Here is a 22,399-nt window from a genome sequence, read left to right as displayed (position 1 = left end):
CCAGACGCGGAAATCAATGTGAACACTTCATGGGCCTTGCCCTTTTGCTTGCTGGTTGCCTTGTGCGTCAGCGGTTGCGCACATCAGCAAATCGCCAGCGAGCCAAGCCAGGCCATGCCGCCCTCGGGCTCGGCGTTCGGCCGTTCGATCCAGACCATGGCGATGCCGCACGAGGGGCGCTCGGGTTTTCGCTTGCTGCCCGACAGCAGCGACGCATTCAAGGCGCGCGCCGAACTGATCCGCAACGCCAAAAGCAGCCTCGACCTGCAGTACTACATCGTCCATGACGGCTTGAGTACGCGCGCGCTGATTGACGAGTTGCTCAAGGCTGCTGACCGTGGCGTTCGCGTGCGCATCCTGCTGGACGACACCACCAGCGACGGGCTGGATCAGGCGATTGCCACGCTGGCGGCGCATCCGGACATCGAGATTCGGCTGTTCAACCCGCAGAACCTCGGGCGTGAGACCGGCATCACACGCAGCCTGGGGCGCTTGATGAACCTGTCGCGTCAGCACCGGCGTATGCACAACAAGCTGTGGCTGGCCGACAGCAGCGTCGCGATCGTTGGTGGACGCAACCTGGGTGATGAGTATTTCGATGCCGAGCCGAACCTGAATTTCACCGATATCGACATGCTGAGCGTCGGGCCGGTCGCCGAACAGTTGGGGCACAGTTTCGATCAGTACTGGAACAGCACGCTCAGCAAGCCGATCGGCGACTTCATGTATTTCCTGCCGGACCGCAAGGACCTGGCGGAGGCCCGCAAGAAACTGGACGATTCACTGGAACAGGCGCATCAACAGCACAAGGCCCTTTATGAGCGGCTGATGGCCTACAAGACGCAGCCACGCATGAAAACCTGGCTCAACGAGCTGGTCTGGGCGTACAACCAGGCGCTGTGGGATGCGCCGACCAAAGTGCTGGCGCAGGGCGAGCCTGATCCGCATTTGTTGCTCACCACGCAGCTGGCGCCTGAGTTGTTGAGCACGCGCAAGGAGTTGATGCTGATCTCCGCCTACTTCGTGCCGGGTCAGGAAGGTTTGCTGTACCTGACGGGGCGTGCCGATGCCGGCGTCAAGGTCAGCCTGCTGACCAACTCGCTGGAGGCCACCGATGTGCCCGCTGTGCATGGCGGTTATGCGCCGTATCGCAAGGCGCTGCTGGAGCACGGGGTAAAGCTGTTCGAGCTGCGCCGCCAGCCTGGCGATACCGAAACCATGCGCAGCAATGGTCCGCATTTGTTCAAGAAGAGTGATTCGCTGGTCAGCTCCGAATCCAGTCTGCACAGCAAGGCGATGATCTTTGATCGGCAGAAAGTCTTCGTTGGCTCATTCAATTTCGACCCGCGTTCGGTGCTGTGGAACACTGAAGTCGGGGTGCTGGTCGACAGTCCGCAACTGGCCGAAGAACTGCGTGGGTTGACCTTGCAGGGCATGGCGCCATCGCTCACATATGAGGCGCGTCTGGAAGACGGCAAGGTGGTGTGGGTGACCGAGGACAACGGCCAGCTCCACACCTTGCACACCGAGCCGGGCGACCTGTGGCGGCGCTTCAACGCATGGATGAGCCGCGCCATCGGCCTTGAGCGGATGCTTTAAGCAGGCGCTGCCGGTGCTCCGAAAGCGTCGCGCCGCCTGATCAGTATCAGCAGACCGAACGCGCCTGCCGCCATCAGCAGCGGCAAGGCTTCTCCACTGACCCATTGGCTGCCCGCACCTGCCGCCAAAGGCCCGATCAGACAGCCAATGCCCCAGAGCTGGGCGACGTGCGCGTTGGCGCGAACCAGTGCGTCGTCGCGGTAGCGCTCACCGATAAGGATCAACGACAGGGTGAACAGCCCGCCGGCGCTGGCACCAAACACAGTCCATAGCGGCCAGATCAGAACGGTATCGATCAGCAGCGGCACCAGCAGACTGGACGCCAGCAGCAATGACGCGCAGCCGGTGAACATTGCGCGTCGCGAGATGCGGTCTGCGAGCATGCCGATCGGCAGTTGCAGCAACGCATCGCCAACCACCACGACGCTGACCATGATCAGGGCGATTTCCGGCGTGAAGCCGTGGCCTATGCAGTACAGCGGCAGCAGCGTCAGGATCAGCGCCTCGAAGGCCGCGAACAGCGCCACCGCCCAGGCGATGGCGGGCATGCCGCGACAGAAGCCGAACAGGTCGGTGAAGGTGACGTTGCAGGACTCGGTCGACGGTGCGCCGGTTCTTCCCAGCAGCAGAAAAGGCGAGCCGACCAGCAGTAGCACGCCGATCCAGAAGCCGTAGTCAGCCTGGGTGCCGATGACGCCCAGCAGCAACGGGCCCGCCAGTTGGCTCAGTGCATACGTGCTGCCATACAGTGCGACCAGTCGCCCGCGCAGGCGCTCGATCACCAACTGGTTGATCCAGCTTTCACCCAGCACGAAGACGATGGTCAGAATCACGCCGAGCGTCAGGCGCAGGATCAGCCAGATCCCGTAATACGGCAACAGCGCCAGCGCGCCCACCGACACAGCCCCGCCCCACAGGCACAGACGCATCAGGTTGGCAGTGCCGAAGCGCGCCGCCAGACGACTGGCCAGCGCCGCACCCACCAACACACCTACGGCGGGCATCGCCGCCATGATGCCGATGGCAAATGAGCCGTAGCCCCAGCCTGCCAGACGCAATGAAACCAGCGGCATGCTGACGCCCATTGCCAGACCGACGCCCAATACCGACGCCAGCACGGCAAAATAGGTACCCCAACGCATTTTGAATGCTCCTGCAACTCGTTTGCTTATCTACCCGGCGCTACGCAATCAAGAGCTGACGCAGAGCGTCCAGAACGGCATGCCCACGCGGAGCATGGCAGCGAGAGGTCAGGTGTTCCGCTTTCCGGCTTTACAACTTGATCCAGGTGGATTTCAGTTCGGTGTACTTGTCGAACGCATGCAGCGACTTGTCGCGGCCATTGCCTGACTGTTTGAAGCCGCCAAACGGCGCGGTCATGTCGCCGCCGTCGTACTGGTTGACCCAGACGCTACCTGCGCGCAATGCCTTGGCGGTCAGGTGGGCCTTGGAGATGTTCGCGGTCCATACCGCGGCGGCCAGGCCGTACGGGGTGTCGTTGGCGATCCGGATCGCTTCTTCGGCGCTGTCGAACGTCAGCACCGAAAGTACCGGGCCGAAGATTTCTTCCTGAGCGATCCTCATGGCGTTGTTCACGCCGTCGAAAATCGTCGGCTCAACATAAGTCCCGCCCGTTTCCTGCAAGATGCGCTTGCCGCCTGCAACCAGTTTGGCGCCATCGGTGTGACCCGCTTCGATATAAGACAGCACGGTGTCCATCTGCTGGGTATCGACCAGTGCGCCGACATTGGTCGCCGGGTCCAGCGGGTTGCCGGGTTTCCAGGTGCTCAGCGCCTCGATCACCATGGGCAGGAAGCGATCCTTGATGGAGCGTTCGACCAGCAGGCGCGAACCCGCAGTGCACACTTCGCCCTGGTTGAACGCAATCGCGCTGGCCGCCGAGTTGGCCGCGGCCTGCAAGTCCGGCGCGTCGGCAAACACGATGTTCGGGCTTTTGCCGCCGGCTTCGAGCCAGACGCGCTTCATGTTCGATTCGCCCGAGTAAATCATCAATTGCTTGGCGATTTTCGTTGAGCCAGTGAACACCAGGGTATCGACGTCCATATGCAACGCCAGCGCCTTGCCGACGGTATGGCCATAGCCCGGCAATACGTTGAGTACGCCTGCCGGAATGCCCGCTTCGATGGCCAGCTGCGCAACGCGAACGGCGGTCAGCGGAGATTTTTCCGACGGTTTGAGGATCACCGAGTTGCCTGTGGATAACGCAGGGCCAAGTTTCCAGCAGGCCATCATCAGCGGGAAATTCCACGGCACAATGGCGGCGACGACGCCGACCGGCTCGCGCGTCACCAGGCCCAGCTGGTCGTGGGGCGTTGCGGCAACTTCGTCATACAGCTTGTCGATGGCCTCGCCGCTCCAGCTCAAGGCTCTGGCGGCGCCGGGTATGTCGACACCGAGCGAATCGCTGATCGGCTTGCCCATGTCCAGCGTCTCGAGCAGGGCCAGCTCTTCAGCATTCTGCTCAAGCAGCCCCGCGAAACGGATCATGATGGCCTTGCGTTTGGCCGGAGCCAGCCGTGACCAGGCGCCCGAGTCAAAGGTGCTGCGGGCACTCTCCACGGCGCGCTGGGCATCGGCAATGTCGCAACTGGCGACCTTGGCGAGCAGGCGGCCATCGACCGGGCTGATGCAGTCGAATGTTTCACCGGAGGCGGGAGCGGTGTACTCACCTTGAATGAAGGCGCGGCCTTCAATCTTCAAATCCCGGGCGCGTTGTTCCCAGTCAGTGCGAGTCAGGGTGGTCATCGGCAGTCCTCCTTTTGAGTGTTGGCGTGTCATGATGGATTACAGACACAATCCTGAGTTTCAGGCCAGGCAATACCCTAAACCAGCGATCAGGCAAAACCAATATTTTTGACAGAAATAGCTGTTTTCGCGCTTTTTTGTTGATTTTATTAAACGGCCGGTGTTCGCAGCCGAGGCACTATTGCCTGGTTTGTTCGTCAAATCGTCAACGTGTTCAAAACAAGGGGGTCATCATGGGTATCGCAAGCATCGTCGACTTCAGCGAAGCCAGCACCAGCGCCGAACATTACCGTCCTGCGCCGGAGAAGGTCTTCAAGGGCGATCCGGCTCAGACCATCTACAACCACTACAACAGTCCCTGCGGCCAGATGAGCGCGGGCGTCTGGAATGGCGAGCCCGGTCAGTGGCAGGTGAATTACACCGAGCACGAATACTGCGAAATCGTCCAGGGCGTCAGCGTGCTGCGCGACGAGCAAGGTAACGCCAAAACCCTGCGCTCGGGTGACCGCTTCGTGATTCCGTCAGGCTTCAAGGGCACATGGGAAGTACTGGAAACATGCCGCAAGATTTATGTGGTGTTCGAGGCTGCTGCATATAAATAAGTACTGCGTCACACCGGGTCTTCTGGGTCATTCTGAGCGCGTCCAGTGAGGACATTCACTCAAAAAAGGATTTTGAAAATGACCAACGAAGTTATCGCCCAAGCGCTTCAGCACCTTGTAGGCAGCCGATATGTACCTGGCGTCAAAGCCTACATCAGCGAAATTACCGGTTTTCAGAAGGTCATCGGCCCTGGCGACACTGCTACCCACGACTTCAACCCGAACCGGCTGCATGTCAATGTCGACAAGGCCGGTCTGGTGTCCGGCTTCAGCTTCGGCTGATCAGGCGGGCGGATCTTCGTTGCCCGACTGCAGTTTTCATGCTTGAAACGCCCGGCGCATCGCGTCGGGCGTTTTGCTGCCTGGATACTGCTGGCAGCTACGCCAGAAACGCAGGCACAAAAAAACCCGCCAGAAGGCGGGTTTTTTTGTAGCTGACAGAATCAATTACTTGATTTTGCCTTCTTTGTAGATCACGTGCTTGCGTACAACCGGATCGAATTTTTTGATTTCGATTTTATCCGGGGTAGTACGTTTGTTCTTGTCGGTGGTGTAGAAATGGCCTGTACCAGCGCTCGACACCAAACGGATCAATTCACGCATGATTCTCTCCCTTAAATTTTGCCGTCGCGACGCAGTTCAGCGAGCACAACTTCAATGCCACGCTTGTCGATGATACGCATGCCTTTAGCAGATACGCGCAGACGAACAAAACGCTTCTCGCCTTCAACCCAGAAGCGGTGATGCTGCAGGTTTGGCAGGAAACGACGACGGGTTTTGTTGTTTGCGTGGGAAATGTTATTCCCAGTCACCGGACCCTTACCGGTAACTTGACATACTCTCGACATGCCTCAGCCCTCTAAAACCACATGCCCAACCCGGCATGGGTTGGCCGCTTAATCTCTCAGTCATTTGGCGCCAGGCGCCGCGTTTCTTTAAGGGTCTTACCGGCTACACCTACAGTGAAGGAACCGGGCCCCTAGAAAAGAGCGCTGCTTTATACCAGAAACCCTGTGGTGCAACAACAGGCAAAGCACTTTAGTACAACGGAGCAGCCCTCGCATTGCTGCGCGCTCAAGCATTGGCGGGGGCGCTGGCAAGCCGACCGCTCGTCGCGCCATGAAGATTGTTCTGCGTCAGCACATAGTCTAGGGTAAGTCCTTCACCAGACTGCACCGGCAGATGGGCCCCTTTCTGAACAGGAAATAACGCCATGCGTCTAGCTGCACTCCCTTTTTTGCTGGTTCCGCTGTTGCTTCCGATTGCAGCCCGGGCGACCAGCCTCGCGGTCTGCACCGAAGCCAGCCCTGAAGGTTTCGACGTTGTGCAGTACAACTCGCTGACCACCACCAACGCGTCGGCAGACGTCTTGATGAATCGCCTTGTGGACTTCGATGCCGAAAGCGGCAAGCTGGTGCCGAGCCTGGCGGAAAGCTGGACCGTGTCGGCCGACGGCCTGACGTACGATTTCAAATTGCGCTCCGGAGTGAAATTCCATACCACGGACTACTTCACACCGACTCGCGAACTGACGGCAGATGACGTGCTGTTCAGCTTCCAGCGCATGCTCGACCCGCAGAACCCGTGGCACAAAGTCGCCCAAAGCGGCTTCCCGCACGCGCAGTCCATGCAGTTGCCTGCGCTGATCAAGCATATTGAAGCGCCTGACCCGCACTCCGTGCGTTTTACGCTCGATCGCGCCGACTCGACTTTTCTTGCGACGCTGAGCATGGGTTTTGCCTCGATCTACTCGGCTGAATACACCGCGCAATTGCTGAAAGCGGGCACCCCGGAAAAGCTCAACAGCCAGCCCATCGGCACCGGGCCGTTTGTGTTCAAGCGTTTCCAGAAAGATGCCGTGGTGCGCTACGAAGCGTTCAAGGACTACTTCGCTGGCAAGTCTGATGTCGACACGCTGGTGTATGCCATTACGCCAGACGCCAATGTGCGTTTGCAGAAGATCCGCCAGAACGAATGCCAGATCGCCCTTTCCCCCAAGCCGCTGGATATTCAGGCGGCCAGCAAGGACAACTCGCTCAAAGTCGAGAAAACCGAAGCGTTCATGACCGCGTTTGTTGCGATCAACAGTCAGCATCCGCCGTTCGACAAGCCGGAGGTGCGCCAGGCGCTCAACCTGGCCTTCGACAAGGACAATTACCTGAAAGCGGTTTTTGAAGGCGCCGCTGTAGCGGCCAGCGGTATTTATCCGCCGAAAACCTGGAGCTATGCCAAAGACCTTCCGGGGTATAAACATGATGTTGCCAAGGCCAAAGCATTGCTGGCCAAGGCCGGAGTAAAAGAGGGTTTCAAGACCACCCTATGGACGCGGCCTTCCGGCAGCCTGCTGAATCCGAACCCGGCCCTGGGCGCCCAGTTATTGCAGGCTGACCTGAAACAGATCGGTATCAACGCCGAGATCAAGGTGATCGAATGGGGCGAACTGATTCGGCGCGCCAAGGCCGGTGAGCATGATCTGTTGTTCATGGGCTGGGCAGGCGACAACGGTGATCCGGATAACTTCCTGACCCCGCAGTTCTCCTGCGCGGCCGAAAAATCAGGCACCAACTTCGCCCGTTATTGCGACAAGACGCTGGACAAGCTGATCACCGACGGCAAATCCACCAGCGATCAGGCGGCGCGCAGCGAGCTTTATCACCAGGCCCAGCAACAGATCCAGCAACAGGCACTGTGGATTCCCCTCGCCCATCCGACTGCTGCAGCGTTGGTCCGCAAGGACGTAACGGGGTATCAGGTCAGCCCGTTCGGGCGGCAGGATTTTTACAAGGTGCAGGTGAAGTAAGTCGCGGGTTTGCATCTTTACGATGCGCGCGCCTCTTCGCGGACAAGTCCGCTCCCACAAAGTCCCGGAGCGGACGGGCGACGCTTCGCTTGTCCGTGAAGAGGCCGGCACGAAATCTATTGACTCCTGTGGGAGCGGACTTGTCCGCGAAGGGGCCCCTACAATCGCCGAAAATGCAGTGTTCGCCGCCGCCCGAGCCCTCCCTCCCGCACTCCTCGGCAATCAAGGCCCTACATCAATCCCTTCTCCACCATCGACAGCGGCTCGCCGTCGCCGATGATCACGTGGTCCAGCACCTGCACGTCGATGAGCATCAGCGCCTCCTTGAGGCGCTTGGTCAGGTCGATGTCCGAGCGGCTGGGCGTGGTGATGCCCGAAGGATGGTTGTGGCAGAGAATCAGGCTGGCGGCATTGTGCGCCATGGCGCGTTTTACCACCTGGCGCGGGTGCACATAGGCGGCATTGATCGTCCCGTGAAACAGTATTTCGAAGGTTATGGCCCGGTGCTTGGAGTCCAGAAAAAGGCAGCCGAACACCTCGTGGGGTTCGTGCCGAAGCAGCGCCTTGAGGTAGCTGCGTACCTGAGCCGGATTTTCCATCGCTGAATCCCTGCGCAAGGACTCGGCCATGTGCCGACGGGCCATTTCCATTACCGCTTGTAACTGAGCGAACTTTGCAGGCCCCAGACCCAACTGAGAGGTAAACGCAGACAGGTCTGCGTCCAGTAATGGCCTGAGCCCGCCGAATTGATTCAGAAGATGACGCGCGAGGTCGACAGCGCTTTTTCCGGCCACCCCGGTACGTAAAAAAATAGCCAGCAACTCGGCGTCGGAAAGCCCCTTTGCCCCCATCTCCAACAAGCGTTCCCGTGGGCGTTCGGCCGCGGGCCAACTGCGAATACTCATAGCACCTCCATGTGATTGGGCACCGCTGTCCCGCTGCGGTCGCTGTGCTATCTTAGCCCATCTTTTTTGCGCGACGATCTGGCCTGGGGAGGCGTCAAGTCGCGTAATTCACTCGATCAAAAAGGCAGGTCTATGCAGCGGCTGTATCGAAAACGCATCGTTCTGGGCGTCGGCGGCGGCATCGCGGCCTACAAGAGCGCCGAGCTGGTCCGTCGTCTGCGCGATCAGGGCGCTGAAGTGCGTGTGGTGATGACCAAAGGCGGCGCGGAGTTCATCACGCCGCTGACCATGCAGGCGCTGTCCGGGCATCCGGTGCATCTGGACCTTCTCGACCCGGCCGCCGAAGCTGCGATGGGGCATATCGAACTGGCCAAATGGGCCGACCTGATCCTGATCGCGCCCGCCACCGCCGACCTGATCGCGCGCCTTGCTCAAGGTGTCGCGAACGACCTGCTGACCACCATTGTGCTGGCCACCGAAGCGACCGTCGCGATCGCCCCGGCGATGAATCAGGCGATGTGGCGCGATGCGTCCGTGCAGGCCAATACCCGCCTGCTCGAAGAGCGCGACTTCCGGGTGTTCGGCCCGGCCTCCGGCAGTCAGGCCTGTGGCGATGTCGGCTTCGGGCGCATGCTGGAAGCCAACGATCTGGCCCAGTGCGCCGCCGATTGCTTCCAGCGTCACAGCCTGACCGGCAAGCATGTCCTGATCACCGCAGGCCCGACTCAGGAAAACATCGACCCGGTGCGCTACATCACTAACCACAGCTCCGGCAAAATGGGCTTTGCCCTGGCCGAGGCAGCGGTCGAAGCCGGTGCCCGCGTCACGCTGATCACCGGGCCGGTCAACCTGCCGACGCCGGATCGCGTCTCGCGCATCGACGTAGTCAGCGCTCGCGATATGTTGGCGGCGTGTGAAGCGGCGATCCCGTGCGACCTGTTCATCGCATCGGCAGCGGTGGCCGACTACCGTCCGGAAGTTGTCGCCCCGCACAAATTGAAGAAAGATCCTGCAAGCGGTGATGGCTTGCTGCTGCAGATGGTCCGTAACCCGGATATTCTGGCCACCATCGCCACCCGCCCCGATCGCCCGTTCAGCGTCGGCTTCGCTGCCGAGACCGAACACCTGCTCGACTACGCTGCACGCAAGCTCAAGGACAAGAACCTCGACCTGATCGTCGCCAACGATGTGGCCAACCCCAGCATCGGCTTCAATAGCGAAGAGAACGCTTGCAGCGTGATCGACCGGGCGTTGCACGCAACGTTTTTTGCCCAGACCAGCAAGGCCAAGATTGCTCGCCAGCTGATCACTTTTATCGCCGACCGCATGACTCAGGTTTAATTACGAATGCACGCTCTACAAGCCAAGATCCTCGACCCTCGCATTGGCAACGAATTTCCGCTCCCGGCCTACGCCACTGTCGGTTCAGCCGGCCTCGACCTGCGCGCCATGCTCAAGGAAGATACCGTTCTCGAGCCGGGTCAGACCCTGCTGATCCCTACCGGTCTGTCGATCTACATTGGCGATCCGGGCCTAGCCGCCCTGATCCTGCCGCGCTCCGGCCTGGGTCATAAGCACGGCATCGTGCTGGGCAACCTGGTTGGCCTGATCGACTCGGATTATCAGGGCGAATTGATGGTGTCCTGCTGGAACCGTGGCCAGACCGCCTTCAACATTGCAGTCGGCGAACGCATGGCCCAGTTGGTGCTGGTGCCGGTGGTGCAGGCGCACTTCGAACTGGTTGAGGCTTTCGACGAAAGCCAGCGCGGCGCAGGCGGCTTCGGTCATTCCGGAAGCCATTGATCGTCAATTGACCATTTCGGGGTCAGTCTCAGGGAGAGGTCGGTGAAAGGCAGTCAGCACAGCGCTTCGAAGCAAGCCACACCGGCCGAGCACTCACCTCCGGCCGCGAACCTCCATGCTTTGGCTCCGGGTCTTGTGCCTGCGGTCATCGGCCTGATCCTCGCTGCGGCCATAGTCTGGGTCGCGCTGATGACCGGCCCGCAGCAGCACAGTCAGCTTGCTCACGCCTGGGGCGGCAGTCAGGCGGCTGCAGTCAGTGTGGCGCTGCGGCAGATCAACGCTGACACTCAGGCTGCCGCCGCTGGCGCAGCACTGGTTCAGGCGTTGCAGGAAAACACTGCGACGGCATTGGCGGCTGCACAGGCGGGGCTTACCCAATGGAGCGGTCTGGCTGGCGCTCGGCTGCTCCCCCAGGGGCTGGCCGATGTCGATCAGCAAGGCGCGCTGCCGGTCAGCTTTGCGACGCTGGATATGCTGAACAAGGCCGCGCAAGGCGAAATCGTTGCCCCCGAGGCCCGCAAGGTCGGCGAGCGCTGGTTGATCTACAGTGTCGCGCCGGTGCGTGCGGGCGCAACCCAGCCGGTCTTGGGCACGTTATTGCTGGCATTCGACATGCAGCGCCTGCTCGGTGCCGTGCCTGCGCTTCCCGCTGAAGCCGGGCAGATTATCCTCAGTCAGCAGTTTGGCAATGCGCCTGCTCAGGTCTTTCTGCAACGCGGCCAGGCCGGCGATAGCGAGCGGCAGAGCTTCGATACGGGCTATGCCGGCTGGAAACTCGAGTTTACGTCCGGTCCGGCGCTGGAAAATTCACCACCCGTCCTGCTCCTGTTGCTGGCGTTTCTCATCGCTGCAGCGGGCGTATTGCTTGGCCTTCATCTTCATGAGCGGGCCTTGCAGCGGCGCATTTGTGCGGACGCGCGACAGCTGGATCAGCTGCTTCAAGAACTCTCGCGCGGAAAAGCCGTCAAACCCTTCGGTTTGAGCCTCCCGGCACTCAATGGTCTGGCTCAGGCACTTGCTCGTGTTTCGCTTCGCAGTCAGCCGCATGCAGTTTCTGCCTTGGCGTCGGGCGAACGGCACGGTGCAGATATTACCGAAGGCAGTGCTTCGCCCACAGTCGCTGCACCGCGCACCGACTGGACCGATCCGCTGTTCCAAGATACCGATATTCTAGATATCGACCTTCTCGACGAAAACCAGGACTTCCTGAGATCGGAGCATCCCCTCGTTATGAACAGCCCAGCATCCGTGGCACCCCAACTTCCCGAGACTATTTTCCGCGCTTACGACATCCGTGGTGTCGTCGGGGATACGCTCAGCGCCGAAACGGCCTACTGGATCGGTCGTGCGATCGGCTCCGAAAGCCTGGCGCAGAACGAGCCTAACGTCAGTGTTGGCCGCGATGGTCGCCTGTCCGGCCCGGAGCTGGTGCAGCAACTGATTCAAGGTCTGCACGACAGTGGTTGCCATGTCAGCGACGTCGGCCTGGTGCCGACGCCTGCCCTGTATTACGCCGCCAACGTGCTGGCGGGCAAGACCGGCGTGATGTTGACCGGCAGCCACAACCCGAAAGACTACAACGGTTTCAAGATCGTCATCGCCGGCGACACCCTCGCCAACGAACAGATCCAGGCGCTGCACGAGCGCATCAAGACCAATAACCTGACGTCGCAGAAAGGCAGCATCACCAAAGTCGATATCCTTGATCGCTACTTCAAGCAGATCAAGGACGACATCGTCATGGCGCGCAAGCTCAAGGTTGTGGTCGATTGCGGCAACGGCGCAGCAGGCGTGATTGCCCCGCAGTTGATCGAAGCGCTGGGTTGCGAAGTGATTTCCCTGTTCGCAGAAGTGGACGGCAACTTCCCGAACCATCATCCGGACCCGGGCAAGCTGGAAAACCTGCAAGACCTGATTGCCAAGGTCAAGGAAACCGGGGCCGATCTGGGCCTGGCGTTCGACGGTGACGGCGACCGCGTCGGTGTGGTTACTAACGCCGGTAATGTGGTTTATCCGGACCGACTGTTGATGCTGTTCGCACTGGATGTACTCAAGCGCAACCCTGGCGCCGACATCATTTTCGACGTCAAATGCACCCGTCGCCTGTCGCCGCTGATCAGCGAACACGGCGGTCGCCCGGTGATGTGGAAAACCGGTCACTCGCTGATCAAGAAAGAAATGAAGAAAAGCGGTGCGCTGCTGGCCGGTGAAATGAGCGGGCACATTTTCTTCAAGGAGCGCTGGTTCGGTTTCGACGACGGTATCTACAGCGCTGCGCGTCTGCTGGAGATCCTCAGCCAGGAGTCGGCCAATGCCGAAGACCTGTTCGAAACCTTCCCGAACGATATTTCGACTCCGGAAATCAACATCAAGGTGACGGATGTCACCAAGTTCAGCATCATCGAAGCCCTTGAGAAAGATGCACAGTGGGGCGACGCCAAACTGACCACTATCGACGGTGTTCGTGTGGACTATCCGAAGGGCTGGGGTCTGGTTCGCGCCTCCAATACCACGCCGGTTCTGGTGCTGCGTTTCGAAGCTGAAACCGAAGTCGAACTGCAGCGCATCAAGGATGTGTTCCACGCCGAGCTGAAGAAAGTTGCCCCGGATCTCGACCTGCCATTTTGATTGCTTTTCCTTTTGACTGGAGCCCTGAATGACCCTCGAACGTGATGCCGCCTCTAATGTAGCCAAGGTCCTTTCCGAAGCGCTGCCGTACATTCGCCGCTTTGTCGGCAAGACGCTGGTGATCAAGTACGGCGGCAACGCCATGGAGAGCGAAGAGCTTAAAACCGGCTTTGCGCGCGACATCGTGTTGATGAAAGCGGTTGGCATCAACCCGGTGGTGGTGCATGGCGGCGGGCCGCAGATCGGTGATCTGCTCAAGCGTCTGTCCATCGAGAGTCATTTCATCGATGGCATGCGGGTCACCGACGCGCAGACCATGGATGTGGTGGAGATGGTGCTGGGCGGCCAAGTCAACAAAGACATCGTCAACCTGATCAACCGTCATGGCGGCAGCGCTATCGGTCTGACCGGTAAAGACGCTGAGCTGATTCGTGCGAGAAAGCTCACCGTCACGCGCCAGACGCCGGAGATGACCAAGCCTGAAATCATCGATATCGGTCAGGTGGGCGAAGTGGTTGGCGTCAATACCGGCCTGCTGAACATGCTGGTCAAAGGCGATTTCATACCGGTCATCGCGCCTATTGGCGTGGGTCCGGAGGGCGAGTCCTACAACATCAACGCCGATCTGGTAGCGGGCAAGGTTGCCGAGGCCCTCAAGGCCGAGAAGCTGATCCTGCTGACCAACATCGCCGGTTTGATGAACAAGCAGGGCGAAGTACTGACCGGTCTGACCACCGAGCAGGTCGATGGCCTGATCGCCGACGGCACGATCTACGGCGGCATGCTGCCGAAGATTCGTTGCGCGCTGGAAGCGGTTCAGGGCGGGGTCAACAGCTCGCACATCATCGACGGTCGAGTGCCCAATGCGGTCTTGCTGGAGATCTTCACCGACAGCGGTGTCGGCACCCAGATCACCAATCGCAAGCGGCATTGATTCAGGCGTAATACAAAAAGCCCCGTGAGCTGACGCTGACGGGGCTTTTTTGCGGGTGATTGCTGGCTGGTTTCAGTCCGCAGCGCGACGCAGATTTGTGACGCGGAGCGTCACCCAAGGCATTCCTGCGCTTGAGCGTGAGGAACGACAATCTCAACTATCGTGCGACGCTCCGCGTCGGCATGCCGTTCTGGAAGCTCCGCGTCCGGTCTTGAAGGCGTGACCTACTGCGTCAGCCGCTGCACGCGCGCGCGATCTTCAGCAAAACCGGCTTCGGCTTTTACTCGCGCAGCCTGATACCCGGCGATATCGGTTTGCAGCTTTTGCTGTTGATCACGCAGGTCGGTCAGTTGATCGACGAGCGTTTGCGGAACCGGGCGCCCTGCGCGCTCCAGATCAGCGGCCTGGCCTTGCAGGTTGCGCTGTTGCGCGGCAAGCCCTTGAATGTTGCCTTGGGCAACGCCGACCAGCGCATCCAGCTCGGCGAGTTTGCGGGTTTTGACGCGGTCTACCTCGGCTACGCTGCTGTACAGGCTTAGCAGCTGTGCATCGGCGGCGGCCTGTCGCTTGTCGGCTTCGGCCTGGCGAATCTGCTCGGCAGTCGGTGCGGGCGGCACCACCTGTATCACCCGGCCACGGCCATTGAGCACTTCATACCCTTTGGCGACGGAGTCAGGTGGTACGCCTTGCGTATCGATCACTGTCACACCGCGACCGTCGACATAGCGGTAAAGACGAGTCTCGGGTGCGTCGGCGGCATGAGCGGCCAAGGGTGCAAGGATGCCCAGAGAAAGCCAGAGCCCTGCAACGCTCAACGCACCGCAAACCAAACCCTGCCTTGTGCCGACGACTGCCATAGGTCTGCCTCAGATTCCGTATTGCACGCGATAAGCCTCGACAGCAGGCAGATGCTGCTTGAGCTGCGGATCGTCAGCGAGGAACTCGAGCACTTGATTCAGTGACACGATGCTCACCACCGGAATGCCGAAGTCGCGCTCGACCTCTTGAATGGCCGACAGCTCGCCGTTCCCACGTTCCTGGCGATTGAGGGCGATCAGCACGCCAGCCGCCGTCGCGTTCTGATCCTTGATGATCTGCATGACTTCGCGGATGGCGGTGCCGGCAGTGATGACATCGTCGATGATCAGCACGTTGCCCGCCAGCGGAGAGCCGACCAGGCTGCCACCCTCGCCGTGCGCCTTGGCTTCCTTGCGGTTGAAACACCACGGCAGATCACGGTCATGATGCTCGGCCAGCGCCACGGCGGTCGCGGACGCCAGCGGAATGCCTTTGTAGGCCGGGCCGAACAGCACGTCGAAGGCAATACCGCTCTCGACGACTGCCGCCGCATAGAAACGCCCCAGCTGCGCCAGCGCCGAACCGGTATTGAACAGCCCGGCATTGAAGAAGTACGGGCTGGTGCGCCCGGACTTGAGGGTGAACTCACCGAAGCGCAGAACACCGCGATCGATGGCAAAACGAATGAAATCGCGTTGATACGCTTGCATGAAAAAAGCCCCGAATACCACGGATTTAGCTAATTGGTTTGAGCTCGGGTATCATACACGCACGTGATTTTTGGGGCCATTTATGCGGATCATCAGTGTGAACGTAAATGGCATTCAGGCGGCAGTCGAGCGCGGTTTGCTCAGTTGGCTGCAAGCTCAGAATGCCGACGTCATCTGCTTACAGGACACCCGCGCCTCCACCTTTGAACTGGATGATCCAGCCTTTCAGCTGGATGGCTACTTCCTTTATGCCTGCGAAGCCGAGGTTCCCGCTCAGGGTGGCGTGGCGCTTTATTCGCGGTTGCAGCCGAAGGCGGTGATCAGCGGACTGGGCTTCGAGACAGCCGACCGGTACGGGCGTTACCTGCAAGCGGATTTCGACAAGGTCAGTATCGCCACCCTGCTCTTTCCATCAGGGATGAACGGCGATGAGGACCTGAATCAGAAATTCAAGCTCATGGACGACTTCGGCAAATACATGGACAAGCAGCGCCGCAAGCGTCGCGAGTACATCTATTGCGGGTCGCTCTACGTGGCGCAGCAGAAGCTCGACATCAAGAACTGGCGTGACAGCCAGCAATCTCCTGGTTTTCTGGCGCCTGAACGTGCCTGGATGGACGAGATTGTCGGCACCATGGGCTACGTCGATGCCCTGCGCGAAGTCAGCCGCGAAGGCGATCAGTACAGCTGGTGGCCGGATAACGAGCAGGCCGAGATGCTGAATCTGGGCTGGCGCTTCGATTATCAGATCCTGACCCCAGGCCTGCGTCGCTTTGTGCGCAGTGCCCGACTGCCACGTCAGCCACGTTTCTCGCAGCATGCGCCGCTGATCGTGGACTACGATTGGACCCTGACTATCTGATAATCGGGTGGCAACGCAAACGAAAAAAAGCCGACTCGACGTCGGCTTTTTGTGTTGCTTTTGAACGCTATTTGATCAGGCGCCAGGTAAACGGGTAGCGATAATCCACTCCGTCGTTGGCTTTCACCCCGGCGATGATCGCCAGCACTGCCGCGCCAATACCTACCAGCGTCAACAACGCTAAGCCGATCACCAGCAGGATCAGCAGCATGCTGATGGTCGCCGCAATGGCCACCGTGATCTGAAAATTGAGCGCTTCCTTGCCCTGCGCATCGATAAACGGGTCGGAGTCTTTCTTCAGCTGCCAGATAATCAGCGGTCCCAGCAGGTTGCCGAACGGGAACACCAGCCCGGCAAAGGCTGACAAGTGACAGAACATCGCCCACTGACGAGCGCTTTGCGGCGGTTTGCTCAACGGTTGCAAGCTGTCACTCATTTTCAGACTCCCAAGGGTATCAGTCGGCCAATGCGGCACGCTGCAGTTCGAACAGTTCGGTCATGCCTTTCTGGGCCAGTGCCAGCATCGCATTCAGTTCTTCAGGCTGGAACGGCGCGCCTTCGGCAGTGCCCTGAACTTCGATGAAGCCGCCAGCACTGGTCATCACCACGTTCAGGTCGGTTTCGGCAGCGGAGTCTTCAAGGTAGTCCAGGTCGAGCACCGGCTCACCTTGATACATGCCGACGGAAACAGCCGCAATCATCTGCTTGAGCGGGTCGCCGCCTTTCAGGCCGCCACGCTTCTTGATCACTTTCAGCGCGTCAGCCAGTGCAACCATCGCCCCGGTAATGGACGCTGTGCGAGTGCCGCCGTCAGCCTGAATGACATCGCAATCGACATACAGGGTGACGTCGCCCAATTTGGACATGTCGAGTGCAGCGCGCAGGGAACGACCGATCAGGCGCTGGATCTCGAGGGTGCGGCCGCCCTGCTTGCCACGGCTGGCTTCACGCTGGTTACGCTCGCCGGTAGCACGCGGCAACATGCCGTACTCCGCGGTCAGCCAGCCCTGGCCCTGTCCCTTGAGGAAGCGTGGCACACCGTTTTCGACGCTGACGGTGCAGATCACCTTGGTATCACCAAACTCGACCAGTACAGAACCCTCGGCGTGTTTGGTGTAGTTGCGGGTGATGCGGATCGAGCGGAGCTGATCGGCGGCGCGACCACTTGGACGTTTCATCTGGGATACCTGTACTGAGACGGAAAACTGTCGACCATTATAGAGGCCACAACTGCCGCTGGGCATCTCTAAAACTCGCCGTGGCCAAACCTGTGTGATTCGCAGGCTCTGAAAAACGGCCCGAAACGCCTGTACATAACGATTTGCAGCGCTTTGTATCTCTTGTCACGTTGCCGGATTGGGAGCGGGCGTCGCACTGCGCTACAATCCTGCGCCTCTGCAGCCAGTCGGCTTTCACGACACCCATGACCGCCAGCCTGGCGCTTTCATGGACTGAATCAAGAGGTACTTCGCATGGTGCACAGTATGACCGCCTTCGCCCGGGTAGAGCGGGCCGGCGCCCAAGGCACGCTGAGCTGGGAGTTGCGCTCGGTCAACCACCGCTATCTCGAGCCGCACCTGCGCCTGCCGGAGTCATTTCGTGATCTGGAAGGCGCGATCCGTGAAGCGCTGCGCCAAGGGCTGTCGCGTGGCAAGGTCGAATGCACCCTGCGCTTTGTCGAAGAAACCGCTGGCAAGCCGCTGCAAGTCAACCGCGAGCGTGCCGCTCAATTGATCGCGGCGGCAGAATCGGTTGCCGGCCTGATCAAGCAGCCGGCAGCACTGAACCCGCTTGAAGTGCTGGCGTGGCCCGGTGTACTGGTGGCTGACGCAAATGATCCGCAGGCGCTGAACGCCGACGCGCTGATGCTTTTCAATGAGGGGCTGGCGGAATTGAAGGCCGGGCGTGGTCGCGAAGGCGCCGACCTGGCCCGACTTCTCGACGAACGGTTGACGGTCATTGTCCAGGAAGTTGCCACTCTGCGTACGCTGGTCCCGCACATGCTGGCCGCCCAGCGTCAGAAGGTGCTGGATCGCTTTGCCGACATGAAGGCCGAGCTGGATCCGCAGCGCCTGGAGCAGGAAATGGTTTTGCTGGCGCAGAAGAGCGATGTCGCCGAAGAACTGGACCGCCTCAGCACGCACGTTACCGAAGTGCGCCGCGTGCTCAAGGCTGGCGGTCAGGCGGGCCGCCGTCTCGACTTCTTGATGCAGGAGCTTAACCGCGAAGCGAACACACTGGGCTCCAAGGCCTTTGATCCACGCAGCACGCAAGCTGCCGTCAACCTCAAAGTGTTGATCGAGCAGATGCGTGAGCAAGTGCAGAATATTGAGTAAGGCTGAACCTGACATGACCCATATCACTGGCACCCTGTACATCATTTCCGCTCCTTCCGGCGCGGGCAAGACCAGTCTGGTCAAGGCGTTGATGGACGCTCAGCAAGAGCCCCAGCATGGCGCGCAGGCAAAGATCCGCGTTTCGGTCTCGCACACCACACGCGCCATGCGCCCCGGCGAAGTGGACGGCGTGAACTACAACTTCGTCGATCGTGCCGAGTTCCTGCGCATGATCGAGCATGGTGACTTTCTCGAACAGGCCGAAGTGTTCGGCAATCTGTATGGCACCTCGCAAAGCCATCTGCAGCAGACGCTGGATGAAGGCCACGACCTGATTCTGGAAATCGACTGGCAAGGCGCGCGTCAGGTTCGAGCGCAAATGCCGCAGGCGCGATCCATCTTCATTCTGCCGCCGACTCAGCAGGCCTTGCGTCAGCGCTTGACTAACCGGGGCCAGGACAGCGACGAGATCATCGAAGCGCGGATGCGTGAAGCGGTCAGCGAAATGAGCCACTACAACGAGTATGAGTACGTCGTGGTCAATGACGACTTTGCCGGCGCGCTGGAAGACCTCAAGGCGATTTTCCGCGCCAATCGCCTGACTCAACAGCATCAGCAAGAGCAATACAGCGAGCTTTTTCAGGAATTGCTGGCTTGATCGAAACGTTTCCAGACATCAGGCAACAGGTTAAAAGCATGCCGTTGGTGGCATGCCGCTTGATGACTGGTGCTGTCCGCTTGTAAACTACCGAGTCCGCTCGCCCATCCGGGCATCGCGCATCCGCATTTGCTACGAGGAATACCCATGGCCCGCGTAACCGTTGAAGACTGCCTAGAACACGTGGATAACCGCTTTGAGCTGGTCATGCTCTCTACCAAGCGTGCCCGTCAACTGGCAACCGGCGGCAAAGAACCAAAGCTGGCGTGGGAAAACGACAAGCCTACCGTTATGGCCCTGCGTGAAATCGCAGCTGGCGTGATGGATTACTCTGTAATCGCAGAAGCTGAAATCGTTGAAGATGAACCATTGTTCGCAGCGTTCGAGGACGAGTCCAACGAGGCCGTCTAAGCCTATGCCAGGTCGACGTAGTACGGCGCAGGGTAAAAGCCATTGGCAAGGGGTAGCGCCTTGCCGAGCATAGACGCCCTCGCCGACAGACTGTCGGCCTACCTCGGCAAGGACCAGGTCAATCTGGTCCGCCGAGCGTATTTCTACGCCGAACAAGCCCACGATGGCCAGCGCCGTCGCAGCGGCGAAGCGTATGTCACCCACCCGCTCGCGGTGGCCAATATTCTTGCCGACATGCACATGGACCATCAGAGCCTGATGGCTGCGATGCTGCATGACGTCATCGAAGACACCGGTATTGCCAAGGAAGCGCTCAGTGCGCAATTTGGTGAGACCGTCGCGGAACTGGTCGACGGGGTCAGTAAACTGACCCAGATGAATTTCGAGACCAAAGCCGAAGCCCAGGCGGAAAACTTCCAGAAGATGGCCATGGCCATGGCGCGCGATATTCGCGTGATCCTGGTCAAGCTCGCCGACCGCCTGCACAACATGCGCACGCTGGAGGTTCTGTCCGGCGAGAAGCGTCGCCGCATCGCCAAGGAAACCCTCGAAATCTACGCGCCCATTGCCAACCGGCTGGGCATGCACAACGTGCGTATCGAATTCGAAGACCTCGGCTTCAAGGCCATGTACCCGATGCGCTCCTCGCGAATCAACCAGGCGGTCAAGCGCGCCAGGGGCAATCGCAAGGAGCTGGTCAACAAGATCGAAGAGTCCCTGAGCCATTGCCTGGCAGTCGACGGTATCGAAGGCGATGTCAGCGGGCGGCAGAAGCACCTTTACGGCATCTACAAAAAGATGCGCGGCAAGCGCCGGGCCTTCAACGAGATCATGGACGTTTACGCGTTCCGTATCATCGTCGACAAGGTCGATACCTGCTATCGCGTGCTGGGTGCTGTACACAATTTGTACAAGCCATTGCCCGGCCGTTTCAAGGATTACATCGCGATTCCCAAGGCCAACGGCTACCAGTCGCTGCATACCACGTTGTTTGGCATGCACGGCGTGCCTATTGAAATCCAGATTCGCACCCGTGAAATGGAAGAAATGGCCAATAACGGGATTGCCGCGCACTGGCTGTACAAGTCCAGCGACGACGAGCAGCCCAAGGGCACTCATGCTCGCGCCCGGCAGTGGGTCAAGGGCGTGCTGGAGATGCAGCAGCGCGCGGGCAATTCGCTGGAATTCATCGAAAGTGTCAAGATCGACCTGTTTCCGGACGAGGTCTACGTGTTCACGCCGAAAGGCCGGATCATGGAGCTGCCCAAAGGCTCCACCGCCGTGGACTTCGCCTACGCGGTACATACCGATGTCGGCAACAGTTGCATCGCCTGCCGGATCAACCGTCGACTGGCCCCGCTTTCCGAACCGCTGCAAAGCGGCTCCACGGTCGAGATTGTCAGCGCTCCTGGCGCACGTCCGAACCCGGCATGGCTGAACTTTGTCGTCACCGGCAAGGCTCGCACACACATTCGTCACGCGCTCAAGCTGCAACGCCGCTCCGAGTCGATCAACCTTGGCGAGCGCCTGCTGAACAAGGTGCTCAACGGTTTCGAATGCAGCCTGGACAAGGTGTCCGAGGAGCGTATCCAGCTGGTGCTGACCGAATACCGGGTCGAAGTGCTGGAAGACCTGCTTGAAGACATCGGCCTGGGCAATCGCATGGCCTATGTCGTCGCCCGTCGTCTGCTGGGCGAGGGCGATCAGTTGCCAAGCCCTGAGGGTCCGCTGGCCATTCGCGGCACCGAAGGCCTGGTACTCAGTTACGCCAAATGCTGCACGCCGATACCGGGCGACCCGATTGTCGGTCACCTGTCTGCGGGCAAAGGCATGGTCGTGCACCTGGATAACTGCCGCAACATCAGCGAAATTCGTCACAACCCGGAAAAATGCATCCAGCTCTCGTGGGCCAAGGACGTTACCGGCGAATTCAACGTCGAGTTGCGTGTCGAACTGGAGCATCAGCGCGGCCTGATCGCCTTGCTGGCCAGCAGTGTCAACGCGGCCGATGGCAACATCGAAAAAATCAGCATGGACGAGCGCGATGGTCGGATCAGCGTGGTCCAACTGGTGGTCAGCGTGCACGACCGTGTGCATCTGGCCCGCGTGATCAGGAAATTACGCGCCCTTGCCGGGGTTACTCGTATCACCCGGATGCGCGCGTAACTCATTCAATAATCAGGAGTTTTCATGACCAAGACTGTCATCACCAGCGAAAAAGCCCCGGTGGCCATTGGCCCTTACTCTCAGGCGATCAAAGCTGGCAATACCGTCTACATGTCCGGACAGATTCCGCTGGACCCAGCCACCATGGAGCTGGTCGAAGGCATCGAAGCGCAGATCATTCAGGTTTTCGACAACCTGAAGTCGGTTGCCGAGGCTGCGGGTGGTTCTTTCAAGGACATCGTCAAGCTGAACATCTTTCTGACTGACTTGTCTCACTTTGCCAAGGTCAACGAAATCATGGGCACTTACTTCTCGCAGCCTTACCCGGCTCGCGCCGCTATCGGCGTTGCTGCATTGCCGCGTGGTGCCCAGGTCGAAATGGACGCGATTCTCGTCATCGAATAACTCCCCCGACGGAGCG

At 59.8% G+C, this 22,399-nt stretch carries 23 protein-coding genes; 14 read left to right on the top strand and 9 right to left on the bottom strand.

The annotated features are described in order from the left end of the window. The first annotated feature begins 18 nt into the window (after positions 1-18). Complete coding sequence (locus tag ABJ99_RS23390; protein WP_054087820.1) at positions 19-1,599, top strand: phospholipase D family protein; 1,581 nt, start codon at positions 19-21, stop codon at positions 1,597-1,599. On the opposite strand, the gene ABJ99_RS23385 is transcribed toward ABJ99_RS23390, so the two are convergent. Then, on the bottom strand, positions 1,596-2,741 hold the full coding sequence (locus ABJ99_RS23385; protein WP_054087819.1) for an MFS transporter: 1,146 nt from the start codon (positions 2,739-2,741) through the stop codon (positions 1,596-1,598). The genes ABJ99_RS23390 and ABJ99_RS23385 overlap by 4 nt on opposite strands. A 130-nt stretch (positions 2,742-2,871) precedes the next feature. Beyond that, positions 2,872-4,365 (bottom strand): aldehyde dehydrogenase, encoded by a 1,494-nt coding sequence (locus tag ABJ99_RS23380; RefSeq protein ID WP_054087818.1) that lies wholly within the window; start codon positions 4,363-4,365, stop codon positions 2,872-2,874. A gap of 233 nt (positions 4,366-4,598) precedes the next feature. Between ABJ99_RS23380 and ABJ99_RS23375 the strand changes: the two genes are divergently transcribed. After that, positions 4,599-4,967: a cupin domain-containing protein gene (locus tag ABJ99_RS23375; protein WP_054087817.1), complete on the top strand. Its 369-nt coding sequence runs from the start codon at positions 4,599-4,601 to the stop codon at positions 4,965-4,967. A gap of 78 nt (positions 4,968-5,045) precedes the next feature. Continuing rightward, the gene (locus ABJ99_RS23370) at positions 5,046-5,249 is read left to right on the top strand and encodes an I78 family peptidase inhibitor (protein WP_054087816.1); all 204 of its coding nucleotides are present in this window, start codon (positions 5,046-5,048) and stop codon (positions 5,247-5,249) included. 165 nt (positions 5,250-5,414) lie between these two features. Here the strand turns inward: ABJ99_RS23370 and rpmG are convergent, their stop codons facing one another. Both rpmG and rpmB read right to left on the bottom strand, forming a co-directional pair. After that, positions 5,415-5,570, bottom strand: a complete 156-nt coding sequence (gene rpmG, locus ABJ99_RS23365) for a 50S ribosomal protein L33 (RefSeq protein ID WP_002551515.1) — start codon at positions 5,568-5,570, stop codon at positions 5,415-5,417. Positions 5,571-5,581: 11 nt separating this feature from the next. Next, positions 5,582-5,815 carry a 50S ribosomal protein L28 gene (rpmB, locus tag ABJ99_RS23360; protein ID WP_002551514.1) on the bottom strand — a complete coding sequence of 78 codons (234 nt, stop codon included), beginning with the start codon at positions 5,813-5,815 and terminating at the stop codon, positions 5,582-5,584. Between the two features lie 365 nt (positions 5,816-6,180). Between rpmB and ABJ99_RS23355 the strand changes: the two genes are divergently transcribed. Further along, positions 6,181-7,767 carry an ABC transporter substrate-binding protein gene (locus ABJ99_RS23355; protein WP_054087815.1) on the top strand — a complete coding sequence of 529 codons (1,587 nt, stop codon included), beginning with the start codon at positions 6,181-6,183 and terminating at the stop codon, positions 7,765-7,767. Between the two features lie 230 nt (positions 7,768-7,997). On the opposite strand, the gene radC is transcribed toward ABJ99_RS23355, so the two are convergent. Continuing rightward, on the bottom strand, positions 7,998-8,672 hold the full coding sequence (gene radC / locus ABJ99_RS23350) for a RadC family protein (RefSeq protein ID WP_054087814.1): 675 nt from the start codon (positions 8,670-8,672) through the stop codon (positions 7,998-8,000). A 132-nt stretch (positions 8,673-8,804) separates the two neighbouring features. Here radC and coaBC point away from each other — a divergent pair, with 132 nt between their 5' ends. From coaBC to argB, 4 genes are read left to right on the top strand one after another with little or no spacing between them, the layout of a single operon-like run. Beyond that, positions 8,805-10,013, top strand: coding sequence for a bifunctional phosphopantothenoylcysteine decarboxylase/phosphopantothenate--cysteine ligase CoaBC (gene coaBC, locus ABJ99_RS23345; protein WP_054087813.1), 1,209 nt, complete (start codon positions 8,805-8,807; stop codon positions 10,011-10,013). 6 nt (positions 10,014-10,019) lie between these two features. After that, the gene (gene dut, locus ABJ99_RS23340; protein ID WP_007248302.1) at positions 10,020-10,475 is read left to right on the top strand and encodes a dUTP diphosphatase; all 456 of its coding nucleotides are present in this window, start codon (positions 10,020-10,022) and stop codon (positions 10,473-10,475) included. 42 nt (positions 10,476-10,517) lie between these two features. Next, on the top strand, positions 10,518-13,103 hold the full coding sequence (locus ABJ99_RS29670; protein ID WP_054087812.1) for a phosphomannomutase/phosphoglucomutase: 2,586 nt from the start codon (positions 10,518-10,520) through the stop codon (positions 13,101-13,103). 28 nt (positions 13,104-13,131) lie between these two features. Next, a complete protein-coding gene (gene argB / locus ABJ99_RS23330) occupies positions 13,132-14,037 on the top strand; it encodes an acetylglutamate kinase (RefSeq protein ID WP_007248300.1) in 906 nt (301 codons plus the stop codon). 224 nt (positions 14,038-14,261) lie between these two features. Here the strand turns inward: argB and ABJ99_RS23325 are convergent, their stop codons facing one another. Beyond that, the gene (locus ABJ99_RS23325) at positions 14,262-14,894 is read right to left on the bottom strand and encodes a hypothetical protein (protein ID WP_054087811.1); all 633 of its coding nucleotides are present in this window, start codon (positions 14,892-14,894) and stop codon (positions 14,262-14,264) included. 9 nt (positions 14,895-14,903) lie between these two features. After that, entirely contained in the window at positions 14,904-15,545 is a 642-nt protein-coding gene (gene pyrE / locus ABJ99_RS23320; protein ID WP_054087899.1) for an orotate phosphoribosyltransferase, read from the bottom strand. 82 nt (positions 15,546-15,627) lie between these two features. On the opposite strand from pyrE, the gene ABJ99_RS23315 reads away from it, so the two are divergent. Next, positions 15,628-16,407, top strand: a complete 780-nt coding sequence (locus ABJ99_RS23315) for an exodeoxyribonuclease III (RefSeq protein WP_002551505.1) — start codon at positions 15,628-15,630, stop codon at positions 16,405-16,407. Between the two features lie 67 nt (positions 16,408-16,474). On the opposite strand, the gene ABJ99_RS23310 is transcribed toward ABJ99_RS23315, so the two are convergent. Both ABJ99_RS23310 and rph read right to left on the bottom strand, forming a co-directional pair. Further along, on the bottom strand, positions 16,475-16,843 hold the full coding sequence (locus ABJ99_RS23310; RefSeq protein WP_054087810.1) for a DUF4870 domain-containing protein: 369 nt from the start codon (positions 16,841-16,843) through the stop codon (positions 16,475-16,477). Positions 16,844-16,862: 19 nt separating this feature from the next. After that, a complete protein-coding gene (gene rph / locus ABJ99_RS23305) occupies positions 16,863-17,585 on the bottom strand; it encodes a ribonuclease PH (RefSeq protein ID WP_003313989.1) in 723 nt (240 codons plus the stop codon). Between the two features lie 294 nt (positions 17,586-17,879). On the opposite strand from rph, the gene ABJ99_RS23300 reads away from it, so the two are divergent. The 5 genes from ABJ99_RS23300 to ABJ99_RS23280 all read left to right on the top strand — a co-directional run bounded on the left by ABJ99_RS23300 (position 17,880) and on the right by ABJ99_RS23280 (position 22,383). After that, on the top strand, positions 17,880-18,743 hold the full coding sequence (locus ABJ99_RS23300; protein ID WP_007248296.1) for a YicC/YloC family endoribonuclease: 864 nt from the start codon (positions 17,880-17,882) through the stop codon (positions 18,741-18,743). A gap of 13 nt (positions 18,744-18,756) precedes the next feature. Then, positions 18,757-19,401: a guanylate kinase gene (gene gmk / locus ABJ99_RS23295; RefSeq protein WP_054087809.1), complete on the top strand. Its 645-nt coding sequence runs from the start codon at positions 18,757-18,759 to the stop codon at positions 19,399-19,401. 147 nt (positions 19,402-19,548) lie between these two features. Beyond that, positions 19,549-19,812, top strand: coding sequence for a DNA-directed RNA polymerase subunit omega (rpoZ, locus tag ABJ99_RS23290; protein ID WP_003320174.1), 264 nt, complete (start codon positions 19,549-19,551; stop codon positions 19,810-19,812). Positions 19,813-19,872: 60 nt separating this feature from the next. Next, positions 19,873-21,978, top strand: a complete 2,106-nt coding sequence (gene spoT / locus ABJ99_RS23285) for a bifunctional GTP diphosphokinase/guanosine-3',5'-bis pyrophosphate 3'-pyrophosphohydrolase (RefSeq protein ID WP_007248294.1) — start codon at positions 19,873-19,875, stop codon at positions 21,976-21,978. Positions 21,979-22,002: 24 nt separating this feature from the next. Further along, positions 22,003-22,383, top strand: a complete 381-nt coding sequence (locus tag ABJ99_RS23280) for a RidA family protein (RefSeq protein WP_007248293.1) — start codon at positions 22,003-22,005, stop codon at positions 22,381-22,383. Positions 22,384-22,399 lie beyond the last annotated feature (16 nt).

The sequence above is a fragment of the Pseudomonas syringae pv. cilantro genome (assembly GCF_001293775.1).
Classification (GTDB): domain Bacteria; phylum Pseudomonadota; class Gammaproteobacteria; order Pseudomonadales; family Pseudomonadaceae; genus Aquipseudomonas; species Aquipseudomonas syringae_P.
This window is presented reverse-complemented; position numbering and strand designations above follow the sequence as displayed.

What these genes read in the sequence shown, in the direction of transcription:
- rph (WP_003313989.1), bottom strand. Translation starts at nt 17,585, where the DNA reads ATGAAACGTCCAAGTGGTCGCGCCGCCGATCAGCTCCGCTCGATCCGC.
- argB (WP_007248300.1), top strand. Translation starts at nt 13,132, where the DNA reads ATGACCCTCGAACGTGATGCCGCCTCTAATGTAGCCAAGGTCCTTTCC.
- rpmG (WP_002551515.1), bottom strand. Translation starts at nt 5,570, where the DNA reads ATGCGTGAATTGATCCGTTTGGTGTCGAGCGCTGGTACAGGCCATTTC.
- ABJ99_RS23375 (WP_054087817.1), top strand. Translation starts at nt 4,599, where the DNA reads ATGGGTATCGCAAGCATCGTCGACTTCAGCGAAGCCAGCACCAGCGCC.
- rpmB (WP_002551514.1), bottom strand. Translation starts at nt 5,815, where the DNA reads ATGTCGAGAGTATGTCAAGTTACCGGTAAGGGTCCGGTGACTGGGAAT.
- pyrE (WP_054087899.1), bottom strand. Translation starts at nt 15,545, where the DNA reads ATGCAAGCGTATCAACGCGATTTCATTCGTTTTGCCATCGATCGCGGT.
- radC (WP_054087814.1), bottom strand. Translation starts at nt 8,672, where the DNA reads ATGAGTATTCGCAGTTGGCCCGCGGCCGAACGCCCACGGGAACGCTTG.
- coaBC (WP_054087813.1), top strand. Translation starts at nt 8,805, where the DNA reads ATGCAGCGGCTGTATCGAAAACGCATCGTTCTGGGCGTCGGCGGCGGC.
- ABJ99_RS23280 (WP_007248293.1), top strand. Translation starts at nt 22,003, where the DNA reads ATGACCAAGACTGTCATCACCAGCGAAAAAGCCCCGGTGGCCATTGGC.
- dut (WP_007248302.1), top strand. Translation starts at nt 10,020, where the DNA reads ATGCACGCTCTACAAGCCAAGATCCTCGACCCTCGCATTGGCAACGAA.
- ABJ99_RS23310 (WP_054087810.1), bottom strand. Translation starts at nt 16,843, where the DNA reads ATGAGTGACAGCTTGCAACCGTTGAGCAAACCGCCGCAAAGCGCTCGT.
- ABJ99_RS23385 (WP_054087819.1), bottom strand. Translation starts at nt 2,741, where the DNA reads ATGCGTTGGGGTACCTATTTTGCCGTGCTGGCGTCGGTATTGGGCGTC.
- ABJ99_RS23325 (WP_054087811.1), bottom strand. Translation starts at nt 14,894, where the DNA reads ATGGCAGTCGTCGGCACAAGGCAGGGTTTGGTTTGCGGTGCGTTGAGC.
- ABJ99_RS23315 (WP_002551505.1), top strand. Translation starts at nt 15,628, where the DNA reads ATGCGGATCATCAGTGTGAACGTAAATGGCATTCAGGCGGCAGTCGAG.
- rpoZ (WP_003320174.1), top strand. Translation starts at nt 19,549, where the DNA reads ATGGCCCGCGTAACCGTTGAAGACTGCCTAGAACACGTGGATAACCGC.
- gmk (WP_054087809.1), top strand. Translation starts at nt 18,757, where the DNA reads ATGACCCATATCACTGGCACCCTGTACATCATTTCCGCTCCTTCCGGC.
- ABJ99_RS23300 (WP_007248296.1), top strand. Translation starts at nt 17,880, where the DNA reads ATGGTGCACAGTATGACCGCCTTCGCCCGGGTAGAGCGGGCCGGCGCC.
- ABJ99_RS23380 (WP_054087818.1), bottom strand. Translation starts at nt 4,365, where the DNA reads ATGACCACCCTGACTCGCACTGACTGGGAACAACGCGCCCGGGATTTG.
- ABJ99_RS23355 (WP_054087815.1), top strand. Translation starts at nt 6,181, where the DNA reads ATGCGTCTAGCTGCACTCCCTTTTTTGCTGGTTCCGCTGTTGCTTCCG.
- ABJ99_RS23370 (WP_054087816.1), top strand. Translation starts at nt 5,046, where the DNA reads ATGACCAACGAAGTTATCGCCCAAGCGCTTCAGCACCTTGTAGGCAGC.